General features: G+C 70.6%; 19 protein-coding genes. 6 read left to right on the top strand and 13 right to left on the bottom strand.

The genetic code is table 11. The features are described from left to right. Positions 1-188: 188 nt before the first annotated feature. Positions 189-608: a dihydrofolate reductase gene (locus ASF60_RS21540; protein WP_056190031.1), complete on the top strand. Its 420-nt coding sequence runs from the start codon at positions 189-191 to the stop codon at positions 606-608. Positions 609-644: 36 nt separating this feature from the next. Continuing rightward, positions 645-1772: a carboxylate-amine ligase gene (locus ASF60_RS21535; RefSeq protein WP_056190030.1), complete on the top strand. Its 1128-nt coding sequence runs from the start codon at positions 645-647 to the stop codon at positions 1770-1772. A 9-nt stretch (positions 1773-1781) separates the two neighbouring features. Here the strand turns inward: ASF60_RS21535 and der are convergent, their stop codons facing one another. From der to ASF60_RS21520, 3 genes are all read right to left on the bottom strand, one after another. Then, complete coding sequence (gene der / locus ASF60_RS21530; protein ID WP_056190028.1) at positions 1782-3140, bottom strand: ribosome biogenesis GTPase Der; 1359 nt, start codon at positions 3138-3140, stop codon at positions 1782-1784. A gap of 46 nt (positions 3141-3186) precedes the next feature. Beyond that, positions 3187-3900, bottom strand: a complete 714-nt coding sequence (locus ASF60_RS21525) for a tetratricopeptide repeat protein (RefSeq protein WP_056190026.1) — start codon at positions 3898-3900, stop codon at positions 3187-3189. 99 nt (positions 3901-3999) lie between these two features. Continuing rightward, a complete protein-coding gene (locus ASF60_RS21520) occupies positions 4000-4608 on the bottom strand; it encodes an NnrU family protein (RefSeq protein ID WP_056190024.1) in 609 nt (202 codons plus the stop codon). A 117-nt stretch (positions 4609-4725) separates the two neighbouring features. Here ASF60_RS21520 and ASF60_RS21515 point away from each other — a divergent pair, with 117 nt between their 5' ends. After that, positions 4726-5919 (top strand): hypothetical protein, encoded by a 1194-nt coding sequence (locus ASF60_RS21515; RefSeq protein ID WP_056190022.1) that lies wholly within the window; start codon positions 4726-4728, stop codon positions 5917-5919. On the opposite strand, the gene ASF60_RS21510 is transcribed toward ASF60_RS21515, so the two are convergent. Beyond that, the gene (locus ASF60_RS21510; protein ID WP_056190020.1) at positions 5903-6814 is read right to left on the bottom strand and encodes a LysR family transcriptional regulator; all 912 of its coding nucleotides are present in this window, start codon (positions 6812-6814) and stop codon (positions 5903-5905) included. The genes ASF60_RS21515 and ASF60_RS21510 overlap by 17 nt on opposite strands. Positions 6815-6915: 101 nt before the next feature. On the opposite strand from ASF60_RS21510, the gene ASF60_RS21505 reads away from it, so the two are divergent. Beyond that, a complete protein-coding gene (locus ASF60_RS21505; RefSeq protein WP_056190018.1) occupies positions 6916-7902 on the top strand; it encodes an aldo/keto reductase in 987 nt (328 codons plus the stop codon). 10 nt (positions 7903-7912) lie between these two features. Here the strand turns inward: ASF60_RS21505 and ASF60_RS21500 are convergent, their stop codons facing one another. Next, the gene (locus ASF60_RS21500; protein WP_056190017.1) at positions 7913-10492 is read right to left on the bottom strand and encodes an ABC transporter permease; all 2580 of its coding nucleotides are present in this window, start codon (positions 10490-10492) and stop codon (positions 7913-7915) included. Positions 10493-10496: 4 nt separating this feature from the next. Beyond that, positions 10497-11210, bottom strand: a complete 714-nt coding sequence (locus tag ASF60_RS21495) for an ABC transporter ATP-binding protein (RefSeq protein ID WP_056190016.1) — start codon at positions 11208-11210, stop codon at positions 10497-10499. A 145-nt stretch (positions 11211-11355) separates the two neighbouring features. On the opposite strand from ASF60_RS21495, the gene ASF60_RS21490 reads away from it, so the two are divergent. After that, positions 11356-11985, top strand: coding sequence for an arylesterase (locus tag ASF60_RS21490; protein WP_056190113.1), 630 nt, complete (start codon positions 11356-11358; stop codon positions 11983-11985). A gap of 4 nt (positions 11986-11989) precedes the next feature. After that, complete coding sequence (gene thpR, locus ASF60_RS21485; RefSeq protein WP_056190014.1) at positions 11990-12529, top strand: RNA 2',3'-cyclic phosphodiesterase; 540 nt, start codon at positions 11990-11992, stop codon at positions 12527-12529. A 21-nt stretch (positions 12530-12550) separates the two neighbouring features. Here the strand turns inward: thpR and coaA are convergent, their stop codons facing one another. The 7 genes from coaA to hisB all read right to left on the bottom strand — a co-directional run bounded on the left by coaA (position 12551) and on the right by hisB (position 17393). Continuing rightward, positions 12551-13522: a type I pantothenate kinase gene (coaA, locus tag ASF60_RS21480; protein ID WP_056190110.1), complete on the bottom strand. Its 972-nt coding sequence runs from the start codon at positions 13520-13522 to the stop codon at positions 12551-12553. A gap of 65 nt (positions 13523-13587) precedes the next feature. Beyond that, complete coding sequence (locus tag ASF60_RS21475) at positions 13588-13911, bottom strand: phosphoribosyl-ATP diphosphatase (RefSeq protein WP_056190012.1); 324 nt, start codon at positions 13909-13911, stop codon at positions 13588-13590. 93 nt (positions 13912-14004) lie between these two features. Then, positions 14005-14781: an imidazole glycerol phosphate synthase subunit HisF gene (gene hisF, locus ASF60_RS21470; protein ID WP_056190010.1), complete on the bottom strand. Its 777-nt coding sequence runs from the start codon at positions 14779-14781 to the stop codon at positions 14005-14007. Between the two features lie 18 nt (positions 14782-14799). Beyond that, entirely contained in the window at positions 14800-15558 is a 759-nt protein-coding gene (hisA, locus tag ASF60_RS21465; protein WP_056190008.1) for a 1-(5-phosphoribosyl)-5-[(5-phosphoribosylamino)methylideneamino]imidazole-4-carboxamide isomerase, read from the bottom strand. A 47-nt stretch (positions 15559-15605) separates the two neighbouring features. Beyond that, the gene (hisH, locus tag ASF60_RS21460) at positions 15606-16268 is read right to left on the bottom strand and encodes an imidazole glycerol phosphate synthase subunit HisH (protein ID WP_056190007.1); all 663 of its coding nucleotides are present in this window, start codon (positions 16266-16268) and stop codon (positions 15606-15608) included. Continuing rightward, a complete protein-coding gene (locus ASF60_RS21455; RefSeq protein WP_056190005.1) occupies positions 16265-16750 on the bottom strand; it encodes a DUF2628 domain-containing protein in 486 nt (161 codons plus the stop codon). Before ASF60_RS21455 ends, hisH begins: the two co-directional genes overlap by 4 nt. Positions 16751-16790: 40 nt before the next feature. Next, a complete protein-coding gene (hisB, locus tag ASF60_RS21450; RefSeq protein WP_056190002.1) occupies positions 16791-17393 on the bottom strand; it encodes an imidazoleglycerol-phosphate dehydratase HisB in 603 nt (200 codons plus the stop codon).

Below are 17393 nucleotides of genomic sequence, written 5' to 3'. Positions count from 1 at the left end.
GCACGGGCAGGAAGTTGCGATTCGCAATCGCGCTGACGGTCCAGATCTGCCATCAGCCGATGGACCCTGTCCGTGCGGCGGCCCGATCCGAGAGCGAGCCGCAGCACCCCGATCCTTGCCGGTGCCATCGGTGCGACCCTCCATCGGCAGGTCGCGCCATTCCCCTCCCCTCTTCGGACGAGCCTCTCATGATCGACGTTCGCTGCATCTGCGCCATCGGCCTTCGCGGCCAGCTCGGCCTCAAGGGACACCTGCCCTGGGAGGGCAACACCGACCCGCTCTTCGTCGAGGACGTGACGCGCTTCTTCGCCATCACCATGGGGCACGTCCTGATCGCCGGCCCCAAGACCATCGCGTCGGTGCCCGAATTTGCGTTCAAGGACCGTACCATCGACGTCATCCGCAGCCACGAGGACCCGGAGGCGGTTCTGGCGCGCTATCCCGGACGGCGCATCTTCGTCGGCGGCGGCATCGCGGTCTGGAACGTCTACGCCCGCTATATCCAGCACTGGGACGTCACCCGCCTGCCCTATGACGGCGAGGCCGATCGCTGGTTCGATCCGGCCTGGCTCGTCGGCGGCCCGTCCCGGGCACAAATGCCCGCCTGACGGGTTGAGGGGAGCAAGCAACCGACAAGGCTCCCGATGACGTCCGCCCCCTTCCGTTTCGGCATCGAGGAGGAATATTTCCTGGCGGATGCGGAGACGCGCGGCACGCCCCGGCGCTCGGTGAAGCCCTTCCACGTCCAGGCCGGCGAGGAACTGCCCGAGATCGGGCGCGAACTGCTTCAATGTCAGGTCGAGGTCTGTACGCCGCCCTCGACCGACTTCGCCGGGGCCCGAGAGGTGCTGGCCCGGCAGCGGGCGGCGCTGGCCAAGCTCGGGCGCGAACACGGCCTCCTGGTCTTCGCGGCCGGCACGCATCCGGTCGCGGATTGGGCGCGCCAACTCCCCACCAAGGGCGACCGCTATCGCGGCATCCTGCGGGACGTGGGCCTGGCCGGACGGCGCAGCCTGATCTGCGGCATGCATGTCCATGTCGAGGTGCCGGACCCGGACCGGCGGGTCGACCTCATGAACCGGCTGCTGCCCTTCCAGCCGATGCTGCTGGGGCTCTCGGCATCCTCGCCGTTCTGGCAGGGCAAGCCCACCGGCCTCAGCGCCTATCGCCTCAGCGCCTTCGGCGAGTTGCCCCGCACCGGGCTGCCGGAGCTGTTCGCCGACCCGGCCGCCTATGCGCGCTACGTGCGGATCATGACCCAGGCCGGCTCGATCCAGGATGCCAGCTTCCTGTGGTGGTCGCTTCGTCCCTCGATCAAGTTCCCGACGCTCGAATTGCGGATCGCCGATTCCTGCACCCGCCTGGACGACGCGCTGACCATCGCAGCGCTCTATCGCTGCCTCGTGCGGCTCGTCGTGCGTCGGCCGGAGCTGAATGCCGGCCTCGACGGCGTCTCGCGCGCGCTGGCGCAGGAGAACCTGTGGCGCGCCCAGCGCAGCGGCACCGAGGCCGAGCTGATCGACGAGGCGAGCGAGGAGGCCGTGCCCTTCGCCCAGGCTTTGGACACGCTGCTGACCCTCATCGCCGAGGACGCCGCCGCGCTTCACTGCGAAGCGGAGGTGGCGCAGGCCCGCCGCATCCTCGATCACGGCACCAGCGCCGAGCGACAGGTCGCCACCTTCGAGGCCACCCGCAACGGCGACACCTCGAACCGGCAGGCCCTCGACGCGGTGGTGGACTGGCTGGCGGAGACGACGTGTGGGCCGCCGTGACGCCTGTCCTCAGCCCTTGTTCTCGCGGTCGAACGGGTTCTTCGAGGTCCGCAGCGACAGCCGGATCGGCGTGCCCGGCAGTTCGAAGGCCTCGCGCAGGGCGTTGACGAGGTAGCGGGTGTAGGATTTCGGCAGGCCGTCGAGCTGATTGCCGAACAGGGCGAAGTGCGGCGGGCGCGCTTTCACCTGGGTGGCGTAGCGGATCTTGATCCGGCGGCCCGACACCGCCGGGGGTGGATTGCGCTGGGTGGCGGCGCTCAGCCAGTCGTTGATCCGCGAGGTGGAGACGCGGGTGCTCCAGATCTCCTCGGCGTTCGTCACGGCCTGCATCAGCTTGTCGATGCCCTCGCCGGCGAGGCCGGAGAGCGGCACCACGGCGACGCCGCGCACCTGCGGCAGCAGGCGGGTGCAATCCTCGCGCAGCTTCTTGAGCAGGCCGTTCTGGTCGGCGACGAGATCCCACTTGTTCAGCCCGATCACCAGGGCGCGGCCCTCGCTCTCGATCAGGTCGACGATGGTCAGGTCCTGCTTCTCGAACGGGATCGTGGCGTCGAGGAGCACCACCACCACCTCGGCGAAGCGCACGGCGCGCAGGCCGTCGGTCACCGCGAGCTTCTCGAGCTTGTCGTCGATGCGGGCCTTACGGCGCATGCCGGCGGTGTCGTGCAGCTTGATCCGGCGGCCGCGCCATTCCCAGTCGAGGGAGATCGAATCGCGGGTGATGCCGGCTTCGGGTCCGACCAGCAGACGATCCTCGCCGAGCATCCGGTTGATCAGGGTCGACTTGCCCGCATTGGGCCGGCCCACGATGGCGACTTTGAGCGAGCGGTTCGACGGATCGTCGTCGTATGCCTCGTCCTCGTCGTCGAGCTTGGGCAGCGCCTCGATCAGCGCGTCGTGCAGTTCGCCGGTGCCCTCGCCGTGCTCGGCCGAGAACGGGATCGGGTCGCCGAGCCCGAGGGAGAACGCCTCGTAGGCGCCGGACATGCCGGCGCCGCCCTCTGCCTTGTTGGCGATGAGGATGACGGGGCAGCCGGCCCGGCGCACCATGTCGGCGAAGGGCTGGTCGGCCGGAAGCACGCCCGCGCGGGCGTCGATCACGAACAGCACCACGTCGGCTTCGAGGATCGCCGCTTCGGTCTGGGCGCGCATGCGGCCGAGCAGCGAACCCGGATCGGCCTCTTCGAGGCCGGCGGTGTCGATGATGCGGAAGACGAGACCACCGAAATTGACGTCGCCCTCGCGCCGGTCGCGGGTCACGCCGGGGCGGTCGTCCACCAGCGCGAGCTTCTTGCCCACGAGGCGGTTGAACAGGGTCGACTTGCCGACGTTCGGCCGTCCGACGATCGCGACGGTCGGCATATCCATGGTGTGCTCGTTTCGATCAGGCGTACGTGAGAAGCGGGTCGAGGGCTCAGCGCGTGACGGGTGGGGGAGCGGCCGGCGCGGCCGGAGCCGCCGCCGTCACAGTGACGGGTCCGCCAGCCACCAAGGCCGCGTAGACTTCGATGCGCTGGCGCAGGTTCTGCGGTGTCTGGGAATCGGCGTTGATCTGGTCGAACCAGCGGCCGGCGCCCTCATAATCGCCACGCTTCAGCGCGACGAGGCCGAGCATCTCGCGGGCGGTGTGGCGGAACGGGGCGTTCGGCGCGGCGAGGCCCTGGAGGGTGCCCAGCGCGGCATCGGGGTCGGTGCCATCGAGCCGCAGCAGGGCGGAGCGCAGGCGCGCGAGATCGCGCAGGCCGGTGCTGACCGAGGTGTCGTTGGCGAGGGCGTCGTACTCGGCGGCACCGGCCTTCGCATCGGTCTTGCCGGTCTCGGCCGCCGAGCGGAACCGGGCCAGAAGGGCATAGCCGGCGGGCGCATCGCTCTCGATCGCCTCGAACGCCTTGTCGGCCTCCGCAGACTTGCCCTCGCGGGCGAGGCGGTTGGCGACCTCGAAGCGCTCGGAGGCGGCCTCGGCGCGCACGCGCTGGTCGTGCTGCCAGTAGCGCCATCCGCCCACGCCGGCCACGACGAGAATCGCCAGGGCGATGATCACGCCGCTATAGCGGCGCCAGATCTCGGCGACCTGATCGCGGCGATAGTCCTCGTTGACCTCGCGGATGAACTCGTTGTTTTCGGCCATGTCGTCTCACGCCGCCCGAAACCCCGGCGGCCGCTCAAGAAAGTGGAAGGCCTGCGCCTAGCACAGGCGCAGGCCCTTGGCGACCGGCTTCGAAACGGCTCAGGCCTGGCCCGGCCAGGCGGCGACGCCGATCAGCAGCGGATGCAGGTACTTCCCGAACACGAACCAGACGCCGAGGCCGACGACCACCGCGAGCGCGTCGTTGCGCCAGCCGGCGGGCGCCGCCACCGGGCCGCCGTGCTGGGCCGCGACCGCACCGGCCGAGAGCGCCCGGCGCTTGGCGCTGATGCGGGCCACCACGGCCCAGGCGAGGAAGCTGCCGAACAGCAGGATCGAGCCGAGGTCGCCGTTGGCGAGGAGGTGGGCGGTGGCCCAGATCTTCACCGCCAGCAGCATCGGGTGCTTGGCCTTGGCGCGGATATGCCCCGGCAGGTAGGCGGAGGCGAGCACGATGAAGGCGAGCGCCGTCAGCAGCAGGGACAGGTGGCGGGTCCAGACCGGCGGGTCCCAGACGGCGATGTAGCCGGATTCGCGGTAGAGGTGGAAGCCGTAGGCTATCAGCACCAGCCCGAGGAGGGAGGCCAGGGTGTAGGCCAGCTTGAAGCGCCCCTCCCCGACCTGGCCGACGACCTCGGCCCGCTTGGTCCGCGCCATGGAGAAGGCGTGCGTGCCGAGAAACAGCACGAGGCCGAGAATGAGGATCAACATGGGGGGCTTTCGCGAGAAATGGGCGTCGGTGTGGATAAGCTCGGAGCCGCCGATGCCGGGACAAGCAGACTGTAACGGTTCAAAACCCAATCCTGGTCCGATGTCCAGGCTTCCCCGATGACGCGCCCGTCCCGCCTCGCCGCCCTCGGGCCGGTTCTCGCCCTCGGCTGGCTGCTCGGCGCGGGGACCGCGCAGGCGGCGCCCGAGCCGCCGGTCTCGGCTCTGACGCTGGTCGGGCCTCCGGTGGTGATGTTCAAGGCGACCCGCGACGCCTGCGACGGGGACGACGTGCCGGATGCCTCGGCAAGGGCGTTTCGCGACGCGTCTGGGGCGGTGGCGCTGTTCGGGATGCACTACCGCAACCGTGCCTTCCGCGGCCCGAGCCTGGATGCGCTCAAACTCGACTGCACGGTGGTGCTCGATTCCGGCGGTCAGGCCGATCCCGCCGCCTATGACGACGCCTCCTGGATCACCGCCACCTGGACCGAGGACGGGCGCCGCGTCGCCGCTCTGGTCCATCACGAGTACAGGGCCAACGAGCATCCGGGCCGCTGCCGTTCCGCGGTCTACCTGGAATGCTGGTACAACAGCGTGATCGCGGCGACGTCGCCGGATGGCGGGCGCAGCTTCACCCGGGCGAGTCCCCCGGTGGTGGTGGCCGGCGCGCCTTTCCGGCAGGAGGTCGACCAGGGTCGCCATCGCGGCTTCTTCAATCCCTCGAACATCGTCGGCGACGGAAGGTGGCGCTATTTCCTGGCCTCCACGACCGGATGGCGCCTGCCGGGCAGCGACCAATCGGCCGGGGTCTGTCTGTTCCGTTCGGACAATCCCGCCGACCCGACACTGTGGCGGGCCTGGACCGGAACCGGCTTCACCGCCGCCTTCCCCGATCCGTATGCGAAGCCGCCCAAGCGGCCGGCCACCTGCGCGCCGATCGCGCCGTTTCCGACCCCGGTCGGCGCGGTGGTGCGGCACCGGGCCAGCGGCGCCTGGATCGCGGTCTTCATGGCCAAGGCCGGCGAGGGCTTTCCGCAATCGGGCTTCTACTGGACCACCTCCCGCGACCTCCTGGCCTGGGACCAGCCCCGGCTGCTGCTGGCGGGTGCGACTCTCTACGACGATCCCTGCCGGGCGCCCGGCGGCCTGATCGCCTATCCGTCGCTGCTCGATCCGGACGCGCAGGGGCGCAACTTCGACGATACCGGCGATCGCGCTATCCTGACCTACGTCACCCTGCGCACCGAGGGCTGTACCATCACCTCCGACCGCGACCTCCTGCGGCGGACCCTGGCGATCAAGGTATGGCCGTGAGGTCGGGCTCGGGGCGGCGCACCAGATCGATAAAGGCCTGGAGCGGCGGCGGGATCTGGCGCCGGCCGGCATAATACAGGAACAGCCCGGGGAAACTCGGGCACCAGTCGGGCATCAGGCGGACCAGCCGACCGGACGCCAGGTGCTCGACGACGCTCTCCTCGAAGACCAGTCCGAGTCCGAGCCCCGCGAGGGCCGCCTGCACGATCATCTCCTGGTCGTTGACGATGAGCGGTCCGTCGACGGAGACCGCCACCGCCCGCCCCTCCTTCTCCAGCTCCCAGCGATAGATCGCCCCGCCCGGAAAGCGCTGCCGGATGCAGAGGTGCCGGCCAAGATCGTCCGGACCTTCCGGGTGCGAACGCCCGGCGAGGTAGTCGGGGGACCCCACCACGGCGAAGCGCTGCGCCCCGCCGAGCGCCACCGCGATCATGTCGCCGGCAAGATGCTCGCCGAAGCGCACCCCGGCATCGAAGCCGCCGGCGACCACATCGGTCATGGCATCGTCGGCCACGACCTCGACGCGGACAGCCGGATGACGGGCGAGGTAGCGCGCCACCAGCGGCATCAGGACGAAGCGACAGGCCGAGCGCGGGGCATTGATCCGCAGGGCGCCCCCGAGCGTCGCCCGGAACGCTCCTGCCGCCCCCACCGCCTCGGCGATCTCGGCCAGGGCCGGCCCGATCCGGGTGAGCAGCGCCGCTCCCGCCTCGGTCGGAGCGACGCTCCGGGTGGTGCGATGGAGCAGCCGCACGCCCATCCGGGTCTCCAGGCCTCGGAGGGCGTGGCTCAGCGCCGAAGTCGAGACGCCGAGTTCGAGGGCCGCCCGGCGGAAGCTGCCATTCCGTGCGATGGCGGCGAACACCGTGAGGTCGGCGAGATCGCTGCGCTGCATTGATGAATCTCGCTCAACGGTTCGTCAGGGCGGGTCGATCTTATCGCCGCAGGTCCCGCATGGCACATCGCGGGGGCGAAACCCGAATCCAGGAGCCGCCCATGCGACAGCAACCCCTCGGCCAGACCGGCCTCACCGTCTCCGTCCCGGGCCTCGGCTGCATGGGCATGTCGGAGTTCTATGGTCCGTCCGACGAGACGGAATCCCTCGCGGTCCTCGCGGCGGCGCTCGATCGCGGCTACGATTTTCTCGACACCGCCGACACCTACGGCCTCGGCCACAACGAGACCCTGCTGGGCCGCTTCCTGAAGGGCCGGCGCGACCGGGTGGTTCTCGCCACCAAGTTCGCCATCGTGCGCCCGCCCGACAGCACCGAGCGGCGCATCGACAATACGCCGGCCTACATCGCCCGCGCCTGCGAGGCCTCCCTGACCCGCCTCGGCGTCGAGACCATCGACCTCTATTATTGCCATCGCCGCAATCCGGAGACCCCGCTGGCCGAGATGGTGGGCGCGATGGCGCGGCTGGTGGAGCAGGGCAAGGTGCGGGGGCTCGGCCTGTCCGAAGTCTCGCCCGAAACTCTGCGGGCCGCCCACGCGATCCACCCCATCGCGGCGGTGCAGAGCGAATATTCCCTGTGGAGCCGGGCGCCTGAGGACGGGATGCTGGAGACCTGCCGCGAACTCGGCGTCACCTTCGTGGCCTACTCGCCGCTCGGACGCGGCTTCCTCACCGGCGGCCTCGACACGGCCGGACTCGCGGCGGACGATTTCCGACGGGGCAATCCGCGCTTCCAGGCCGATGCGCTGGCCCGGAACCAGGGCCTGCTGGACGGGCTCGGGGCCATCGCGGCGCGCCGGGGCGCCGGTGCGGGGCAGATCGCCCTCGCGTGGCTCGTCGACCGGGGGCCGGGCGTGGTCCCGATCCCGGGCACCCGGCGGGCGGTCCGACTGGCCGAGAACGCCGCGGCGATGGACCTCGCGCTGACGCCGGCCGAGATCGCCGAACTCGACGCCCTGTTCGATCCCGGCGCCGTCGCCGGTGCCCGCTATGCCGAGGGTGGAACCGCCGGCATCGAGGTGCTGTGAGCCCGGTGCCTCAGAACTGGCGCAGGTAGGGCGCGGGCTTCTGGCCGAGGATGCGCCAGGTGCCGGCGAGGCCGAGGACGATCGCGAAGGCCACCGCCAGCGCGGCGGCCACGATCGCGCCCGACAGGTCGAGGGTGAATTCGAGCTTCATCACGCGGGTGACGATCACCCACCCGGCAAGGGTGCCGGCGGCGAGACCGAAGATCGCCGTCGCCAGCCCGAGGGCGCCGTATTCGAGGGTGTAGGCGGCGAGCAGGCGGGATCGGGTGGCGCCCAGGGTCTTGAGCACGACGGCATCGTAGAGCCGGGCGCGGTGGCCCGCCGCCAGCGCACCCGCCAGCACGAACAGGCTGGCCACCACGGCGATGCCGCTGGCGCCCCGGATGGCCAGGACCAGCTTGGCGACGATGTCGCTGACAGCCTCCAACGCCTCCTTCACCCGCACGCTGGTGACGGACGGATAGGCCCGGGCGACATCCCGCAGGATGGTGGCCTCGGCCTTCGCGTCCGGCCCGTTGGGCAGGGTCAGGGTGGCGAGGTCGGAATGCGGCGCCCCCCGGAAGGTGCCGGGCGTGAACACCATGACGAAGTTGATGCCGAGCGAGCGCCATTCGACCTTGCGCAGGTTGGCGATCTTCGCCGTCAGGGTGCGCCCGAGGACGTTGACCGTCACGGTGCTGCCGACCTTGAGGTCGAGCTTGCCCGCCAGTTCGGCATCGAACGAGACCAGCGGCGTCCGCGCCTCCTCGGCATTCCACCACGTGCCGGAGACCAGGGACGAGCCCTCGGGCAGATCCTCCGCGTAGGTGATGCCCCGATCGCCGTCGAGGACCCAGGCGGCATCCTCCGGCGGCTTGATCTCGCCAGCCGGGACGCCGTTCAGGGCGGTGATCCGCCCGCGCATCATCGGCACCCGCTCGATCTTGGCGCCCGGGGCCTGAGCGCCGAGGAAGCCGTGGAACGCATCCGCGTCGCTGGACGGGATGTCGAGGAAGAACAGGTTCGGGGCCTTGGCCGGCAGGGAGTTGGTGAGCGTGCGCCGCACGTTGGCGTCGATCAGGCTCAGGGTGACCAGGAGGGTCACGCCGAGGCCGAGGGAGAGCACGATGGCGGGGGTGAGCGCCCCCGGGCGATGCAGGTTGGCGAGCGCCATCCGGGGGGCGGCCCGACGCGGGCGCGGCAGGCGGCGGGCGAGCGCCATCAGCCCGACGGCGACGAGGCGCAGGAGCCCGAAGGCGAGCCCGGCGGCGATGATGAAGATCAGCGCCAGACGCCGGTCGAAGGCGGTGACCAGGGCCAGGGCGACGAGCCCGGCCAGGGCCGCGCCCAGGATGAGGCGATAGCGCAACCGCGTCCGGATCGAGCCCGGATCGACCACGTCGCGGAACAGGCCCGAGACCGGGATGTCGTGGGCGCGGCCGAGGGGCAGGATCGCGAAGGCGAGCGCGGTCAGGAAGCCGTAGGCCGCCGCCAGGGCCAGTTCGCCCGGCGCCAGCGTCGGATTGAGGGGCAGCGGCAGGGCATCGTGGAACACGGCGTCGAGGCCGAAGGGCAGCGCCGCGCCGACCGCCAGCCCGATCGCGATGCCGAGGGCGGCGATCAGCAGGACCTGGGTCAGATAGAGAACGACGACCTGCCCGCCCGGCGCGCCGACGCTCTTCAGGGTGGCGATGGCGCCGCGCTTGCGCTCGACGAAGGCCGCGACCGCATTGGCGACGCCAACGCCGCCGACGATGAGCGCGGTGAGCCCGACCAGGGTCAGGAACTGGGTGAAACGCTCGATGCTCTTGGCGAAGCGCGGGTCCGCATTGGTCCGCGCCCGCATCTCCCAGCCGGCATCCGGGGCCGCCTTGGCGATGGCGGCGACGCGGGTGTCGAGTTCGGCATCGGCGACATTCGGAACCTGCAGGCGGTAGCTCCAGCGATTGAGACTGCCGGGCCGGATCAGGTCCGAAGCCGCGAGCGCCGCGTGCGAGATCAGCACGCGCGGCCCGAAGCCGATGCCGTTGGCGATGCGGTCGGGCTCCGACACCAGGGTGGCCCGAATCGCGAAGGGCTTGCCCGCGATGGTGATCCGGTCGCCGACCTTGAGGTCGAGGCGCGTCAGCAGCACGGGGTCCGCCACCGCACCGGCGGCGCCGTCGCGCTCGGCCAGCAGATCTGCCAGGGGCTCGGCCGGATCGGTGACGAGGTTGCCGGCGCTGGGATAATCGGCGCCGACCGCCTTCAGCTCGACCAGGGCGGCACCGGTCTCGCCCGCCACCGCCATCGCCCGCAGGGTGGTCACCACGGAGACCCTGCCCTGGGCGTCGAGGGCAGCCCGCTCCTCGGGCGTCGCCTCCCGGTTGATCAGGCTGTAGGTGAGGTCGCCGCCGAGGATGCGGGCGCCCTCGCGACCGAGCCCGTCGGTCAGCGAGCGCGAGATCGAGGCGACGCCCGCGATGGCGGCGACCCCGAGCGCGATGCAGGCGAGAAAGACGGTGAAGCCCGCGAGACCGCCGCGCAATTCGCGCAGGGCGAGCCGCAGGGTGAGCGGGATGCGGGAGCCGGCCCGCCGGGGCGTCGCGGTTTCGGGAAGGGTGCCGTGCATCGGATCAGGCCTGGACCGGCGCCGGCGCTTCCACCCGGCCGGAGCGCAGGCGGACGGTGCGGTCGCATAGGCGCGCGAGGCCGGGATCGTGCGTGACCAGCACGAGGGTGGCGCCGCGGTCGCGCTTGAGGGCGAACAGCAGGTCGACGATCTGTCGACCGGTCGCCTCGTCGAGATTGCCCGTCGGCTCGTCGGCCACGAGGATCGCCGGGTTCGGCGCGATGGCACGCGCGATGGCGACCCGCTGCTGCTCGCCGCCGGAGAGCTGGGCCGGGTAATGGTGCAGCCGGTGGCCGAGGCCGACCGCCTCCAGCTCGGCCTGGGCCCGGCGGTGGGCGTCGGGCTGGTCGGCGAGTTCGAGGGGCAGGGCCACGTTCTCCAGGGCCGTCATGGTCGGCACCAGGTGGAAGGCCTGGAACACGATGCCGATGCGACGCCCGCGAAAGCGCGCCAGGGCGTCCTCGTCGAGGGTGCCGAGATCCGTGCCCTCCACGACGATGCGACCCGCATCGGGCCGCTCCAGCCCCGCCATCACCATCAGGAGGGTCGATTTGCCCGATCCGGACGGGCCGACCAGGCCGACCGCCTCACCGGGTGCCACGTCGAGGGAGATTCCGCGCAGGACGTGGACGCGCGCCGCGCCGCGGCCGAGGCTCAGGTCGATGTCGGAGAGGGCGATAGTCCGCGCCGTCGGCGCCGTGGGCTTGTCGGACTTCAACGGGCGACCGATCTGTGGGCAACTGAGGTCATGGTGAACCGAGGGTCGGGGTTGTGATCGAATGGGTCTGTGTGGAGTCTCACGTCTCGCCGATATGGTCCGGGCGCAAGCGGCGCGCCATGCCGGTCTCGGCCTCGCGGCCATGATGACGCTCTTTGCCGCACTCGGGCCGGGCGATACGCCCGCACGCGCCGCCGCCGACACGCCCCCCGTGAAGCTCGTGGCCTTCGGCGACAGCCTCACGGCCGGATACCGCCTGCCGGCGGATGCCGCCTTCCCGGCCGTGCTGGAACGGGCCTTGAAGGCCCGCGGTCGCGCCGTCTCGATCGCCAATGCGGGCGTCTCGGGCGACACCACCACGGGCGGGCTCGACCGCCTCGACTGGTCGATCCCGGACGGGACGGACGGGGTCATCCTGGAACTCGGCGCCAACGACATGCTGCGCGGCACCGATCCGGCGGTGACCCGCAAGGCCCTCGACGCGATGATCGCCCGGCTGAAGGCGCGTGGAATTCCGGTCCTCCTCGCGGGCATGAAGGCCGCGCCGAATCTCGGGGCGGATTACGTGGCGCGCTTCGATGCGATCTATCCGGACCTCGCCAAGAGCTACGGCCTCGTCCTCTACCCGTTCTTCCTCGAGAGCATCCTGGGCGATCGGCAGGCCCACCTCGATGACGGCCTGCACCCGAACGCCAAGGGGGTGCAGGCCATCGTGGCCGGCATCCTGCCCACGGTCGAAAGCTTCCTCGATCGCCTGACGCCGCAGGGGCGCTGAGGCCGTGCCCCGCCTGTTCACCGGGCTGGAGATCCCGCCGGACGTCGCCGAGGCGCTGTCCCTCAAGCGCGGTGCCCTGCGCGGCAGCCGTTGGATCGAGCCATCCGATTATCACGTGACCCTGCGGTTCCTCGGCGACGTCGAGGTCGAGATCGCCGAAGCCCTGCACGCGCGGCTGGCCGAGGCGCGGCCCCGGGCGCCCTTCGCCGTCACCCTCGACGGATTGGCGAGTTTCGGGGGCGACAAGCCCCGGGCGATCCTCGCCACGGTGGCGCCGAATGCCGAACTCGGCGATCTCCAGGCCGAGCACGAGCGCCTCGCCCGCCAGGCGGGGGCCGAAGCCGAGCGACGAAAATTCACGCCCCACGTCACCCTGGCGCGCCTGCGCCGCGAGGCCGGCGCGGAGGATGTCGCCGCCTATCTCGGTGAGCGCGGATTGTTCACATCGCTGACCTTCACGGTGGAGCGGGTCGCGCTGTTCTCGGCGCGCGAGTCGAAGGGCGGCGGCCCCTACGTGGTCGAGGCCGCTTATCCGCTGGGATGACCGGCCGATCGCGTGCCGGTCTCAGAGCCGGCGCAGGGCCACCGTCTCGATGCGGTGGCTCGCCCCCTTGGCGAGGATCAGGCTGGCCCGCTGGCGGGTCGGCAGGATGTTGTCGCGCAGGTTGGGCAGGTTGATCGTCGTCCACAGGGTGTCGGCGATCTCGATCGCCTCCGCCTCCGTCACCTCGGCATACTTGCGGAAGTAGGACAGCGGATCGCGGAAGGCGGTCTGGCGCAGGCGCAGGAAGCGGTTGACGTACCAGCGATGCAGGTCGTCCTCGTGGCCGTCGAGATAGATCGAGAAGTCGAAGAAGTCGGACACGAACGGGATTGCGGTGCCGTCGCGCGGCAGGCGCGCGGGCTGGAGCACGTTCAGACCCTCGACGATGAGGATGTCGGGCGATTCGATGATCCGCTCCTCGCCCTGCACCACATCGTAGACGAGGTGCGAGTATAGCGGCGCGGCCACGCGCTTCTTGCCGGCCTTGATGTCGGTGAGGAAGCGCAGCAGCGCGGCGGTGTCGTAGCTTTCCGGGAAGCCCTTGCGCTCCATCGCGCCCATGCGCTTCAGCTCGGCATTCGGCAGGAGGAAGCCGTCGGTGGTGATGAGGTCGACCTTCGGAGTGTTGGGCCAGCGCGCCAGGAGCGCCGCCAGCACGCGGGCCGAGGTCGATTTGCCGACCGCGACCGAACCGGCGAGGCCGATGATGTAGGGCACCTTGGTCTCGTGCTCGGCCAGCAGGAAGCGCTGGGTCGCCTTGAACAGCCCCTGCGTCGCCGCGACGTAGAGCGAGAGCAACCGCGACAGCGGCAGATAGATCGCCTCGACCTCCTCCACCGAGATCGGATCGTTGAGAGATTGGAGCCGGGCCACTTCCTCGGCGGCCAGGGTCAGAGGGGTGTCGGCGCGCAGCTGCGCCCATTCCTCGCGGTTGAACAGGCGATAGGGCGAGAGCCGCTCGGAGCCCTCGCCGGTCACCGGGTCGTGACCCATCACCGGATTCTGTCCCCGAATGGCGGGACGTTCGGGCCGGCCCATCGGCATGGGGGGCTCGGCGTTCACGCGGGCCTCCGTGCGGCCTTCTCGGCGATCCCGCTCTGGACCGTCCGCCGCTGCAATTCAGCCAGCACCTCGTCGAGGGCGATGCCGCCCCCGCGCAGCACAACCAGGAGGTGATAGAGCACGTCCGCCGATTCGCTGACGAGGCCGGCGCGATCACCCTGGACCGCGGCGATCGCGGCCTCGACAGCCTCCTCGCCGAGTTTCTTGGCAGCCCGGGCGGGGCCACCGGAGAGGAGCTTTGCGGTGTAGGACGTCTCGGGGGAGGCCGCCGCACGGTCCGCGACCAGGGCTTCGAGGTCGCTGAGAGTAAATTGGGTCATACCATCCTGATCCCGGCGAACCGGGCTTATCGTGCCATGCAACCAAGCGTGCGGCACGATGGATCATGACGCAAGGGCTGCGACAACTCGGCCTCAGGGATCGAGGCGCATGGAAAGGCCGGCCGCGGCCATGTGGGCCTTGGCCTCGGAAACGGTGTGCTGCCCGAAATGGAAGATCGAGGCGGCCAGGACCGCGCTGGCGCCGCCATCGCGCACGCCCGCCACCAGATCGTCGAGACCGCCGACGCCGCCGGAGGCGATGACCGGCACCGAGACGGCGTCGGCGATGGCCCGGGTCAGGCCGATGTCGTAGCCGGAGCGCATCCCGTCCCGATCCATCGAGGTCACCAGCAATTCTCCGGCGCCGCGGGCGGTCACGGTGCGGGCGAAGGCGATGGCGTCGATGCCGGTCGGTTTGCGTCCGCCATGGGTGAAGATCTGCCATTGCGGCGGCGCGTCGGGCGCGGAGGTGCGCTTGGCATCGATCGCCACGACGATGCATTGGCTGCCGAACTTCTCCGCCCCGCGCGCCACGAAATCGGGATCGTTGACCGCCGCCGTGTTGATCGAGACCTTGTCGGCCCCGGCCAGCAGCAGCGTGCGGATATCCGCCACCGTGCGGATGCCCCCACCGACGGTGAGCGGCATGAAGCAGGCCTCGGCGGTGCGGCTGACCACGTCGAGCAGCGTTCCGCGATCCTCGTGGCTCGCGGTGATGTCGAGGAAGCAGAGTTCGTCGGCTCCGGCCGCGTCATAGGCCTTGGCGGCCTCGACCGGATCGCCGGCATCGCGCAGTTCGAGGAACTGCACGCCTTTCACGACGCGACCGTCCTTGACGTCGAGGCAGGGGATGATGCGGGTCTTGAGCACGGGGGTCCTCGAACCGGATCAGGCCGCCGGACCGGCATCGGCCGCGCCGGTGGCGCGCCGGATCGCCGCCAGGGCCTCACGCGGATCGATGCGGCCGTCGTAGAGGGCGCGGCCCGTGATGGCGCCGGCGAGCAGCGCGCAATCCGGCTCCAGGATGCGGTGGACATCCTCGATCGAGGCGAGGCCGCCGGACGCGATCACCGGGATGGTGACGGCGCGGGCGAGGCCGAGGGTCATCTCGATGTTGAGGCCCTTCAGGATGCCGTCACGGGCGATGTCGGTGTAGATGATGGCCGCGACGCCGGCATCCTCGAACCGGCGACCGAGTTCCTCCGCCGTCATGCTGGAGGTGGTCGCCCAGCCTTCGACCGCGACGCGGCCGTCCTTGGCGTCGATGCCGACCGCGATCTTGCCCGGATAGAGACGGGCCGCCTCGCGCACGAAGGCGGGATCGCGCACGGCGGCGGTGCCGATGATGACGCGGCTGACGCCCTTGGCGATCCAGGCCTCCAGCGTACGCATCTCGCGGATCCCGCCGCCGAGCTGCACCGGCAGCCTGGTGCGGGCCAGGATCGCGTCGACGGCGTCGGCATTCATCGGGGCGCCCGCGAAAGCGCCGTCGAGATCGACCACATGCAGCCAGGAGAAGCCCTGTTCCTCGAAGACGGCGGCCTGCGCGGCCGGGTCATCGCTGAACACGATGGCCTGGGCCATGTCGCCCTGGACGAGGCGGACGCAGCGTCCTTCCTTGAGATCGATGGCCGGGAACAGGATCACGCGTCGGTTCGCTTTCGGGTGGACGGTTCAAAAGTGGGGTGCGGGTCTCAGGGGCGCCAGCGCAGGAAGTTGGCAAGGAGCGCGAGGCCGAGGTGCTGGCTCTTCTCCGGATGGAACTGGGTGCCGGCGACGTTGTCGCGCGCCACCATCGCGGTCACCGCGCCACCGTAATCGCTATGGGCGACCCGGTCCTCGGACCGCTCCGGCGACAGCGCGTAGCTGTGCACGAAGTAGGCGTGCAGGCCGCCCTCGCCGGTGGGGATATCGGCCAGCAGCGCGTGCTCGCGGTCCACCTGCAGGGTGTTCCAGCCCATATGCGGCACCTTGAGGCCCGGATCGGACGGCTGAATCGGTCCGACATCGCCGGGAATCCAGCCGAGGCCCGGCGTCGTGTCGTATTCGAGGCCGCGCGTCGCGAGGAGTTGCATGCCGACGCAGATGCCGAGGAAGGGGCGACCCCGCGCATGCGCCGCATGGGTCATCGCCTCCACCATGCCGGGCACGGCGTCGAGGCCACGGCGGCAATCGGCGTAGGCGCCGACGCCGGGCAGAACCACCCGGTCGGCCCGCGCGACGGTCTCGGCCTCATCGGTCAGGACGATCCGCGTCGCATCCAGGCCGGCCTCGCGCGCGGCGCGCTCGAAGGCCTTGGCGGCGGAGTGCAGATTGCCCGAGCCGTAATCGATGATGGCGACGGTCTCGACGCTCACCGGCGCGTCTCGCTGAAGGGGAACATGCCGATGGCGAGATCGCTCGGTGGGACAGCGAGTCCGCCAGAGGGGGCCGAGGACGGCCGTGCGGGGGGCGCGCCTTCGAGCCAGCGGGCGGAGGCCTTCATCTCGGCTTCCTCGGTGCTCGCGGCGATCACCGCATCCCGGACCGGTCGCCCGACCCGGGCATAGGTCCAGCGCCGCAGGGAGGAGGCTTCGAGGCCGATCAGGATCGAGACCAGGAGCGCGATGATCGACGCCGCCACCGGCGTCAGGCCGAGGAGGCGTCCACCGAGCGCCACGCCGGCGAGGAGCACCAGCACGCCGAGGCCCGCGAGCCAGAGACGGTGGAAGAAGAACCACAGGGGTCCGAAGGCGAAGGCCGGCCAGGAGAAGCCGTCCGGCACCAGGTGCGCGCGTTCGAGGCCGTAAGCCTCGCCGGCCAGGGCGTCCCGCTCCGGGTGCAACGTATAGGTGCGCATCACGTCTCGCATCCTCCCTGCCGAGCCGCCCCGAGGCGGATCAGAGCGATCCCTTCGTGGAGGGAACCCGACCACCCTCGCGGGGATCGATCGCCACCGCCTGGCGCAAGGCGCGGGCCAAGCCCTTGAAGCAGCTCTCGGCGATGTGGTGGGCGTTGTCGCCGTACAGCGTCTCGACATGTAGAGTGAGGCCGGCATTCATGGCGAAGGCCTGGAACCACTCGCGCACCAGTTCGGTGTCGAACTGCCCGATCTTCTCGACCCGGAACTCGGTGCGAAACACCAGGAACGGGCGGCCGGAAATGTCGATGGCGACGCGGGTCAGCGCCTCGTCCATGGGTAAGTGGATGTCCGCATACCGGGCGATGCCGCGCTTGTCGGCCAGGGCCTGCGCAACCGCCTGCCCAAGGGCGATGCCGGTGTCCTCCACCGTGTGGTGATGGTCGACGTGGAGATCGCCGGACACCGCGACGTCGAGGTCGAACAGGCCGTGGCGGGCGAACAGTTCGAGCATGTGATCGAAGAAACCGACGCCGGTCGAGACGGTGGCGCGTCCGGTTCCGTCGAGATCGACCGAGACGCGGACGTCGGTTTCCGCCGTCTTGCGGCTGATACTGGCGAAGCGCCTGGCCTCTTGGGTCAC

Source organism: Methylobacterium sp. Leaf113, from assembly GCF_001423325.1.
Classification (GTDB): Bacteria; Pseudomonadota; Alphaproteobacteria; order Rhizobiales; family Beijerinckiaceae; genus Methylobacterium.
The sequence above is the reverse complement of the archived record's forward strand: the minus strand, read 5'-3'. Positions and strand labels throughout refer to the sequence as shown.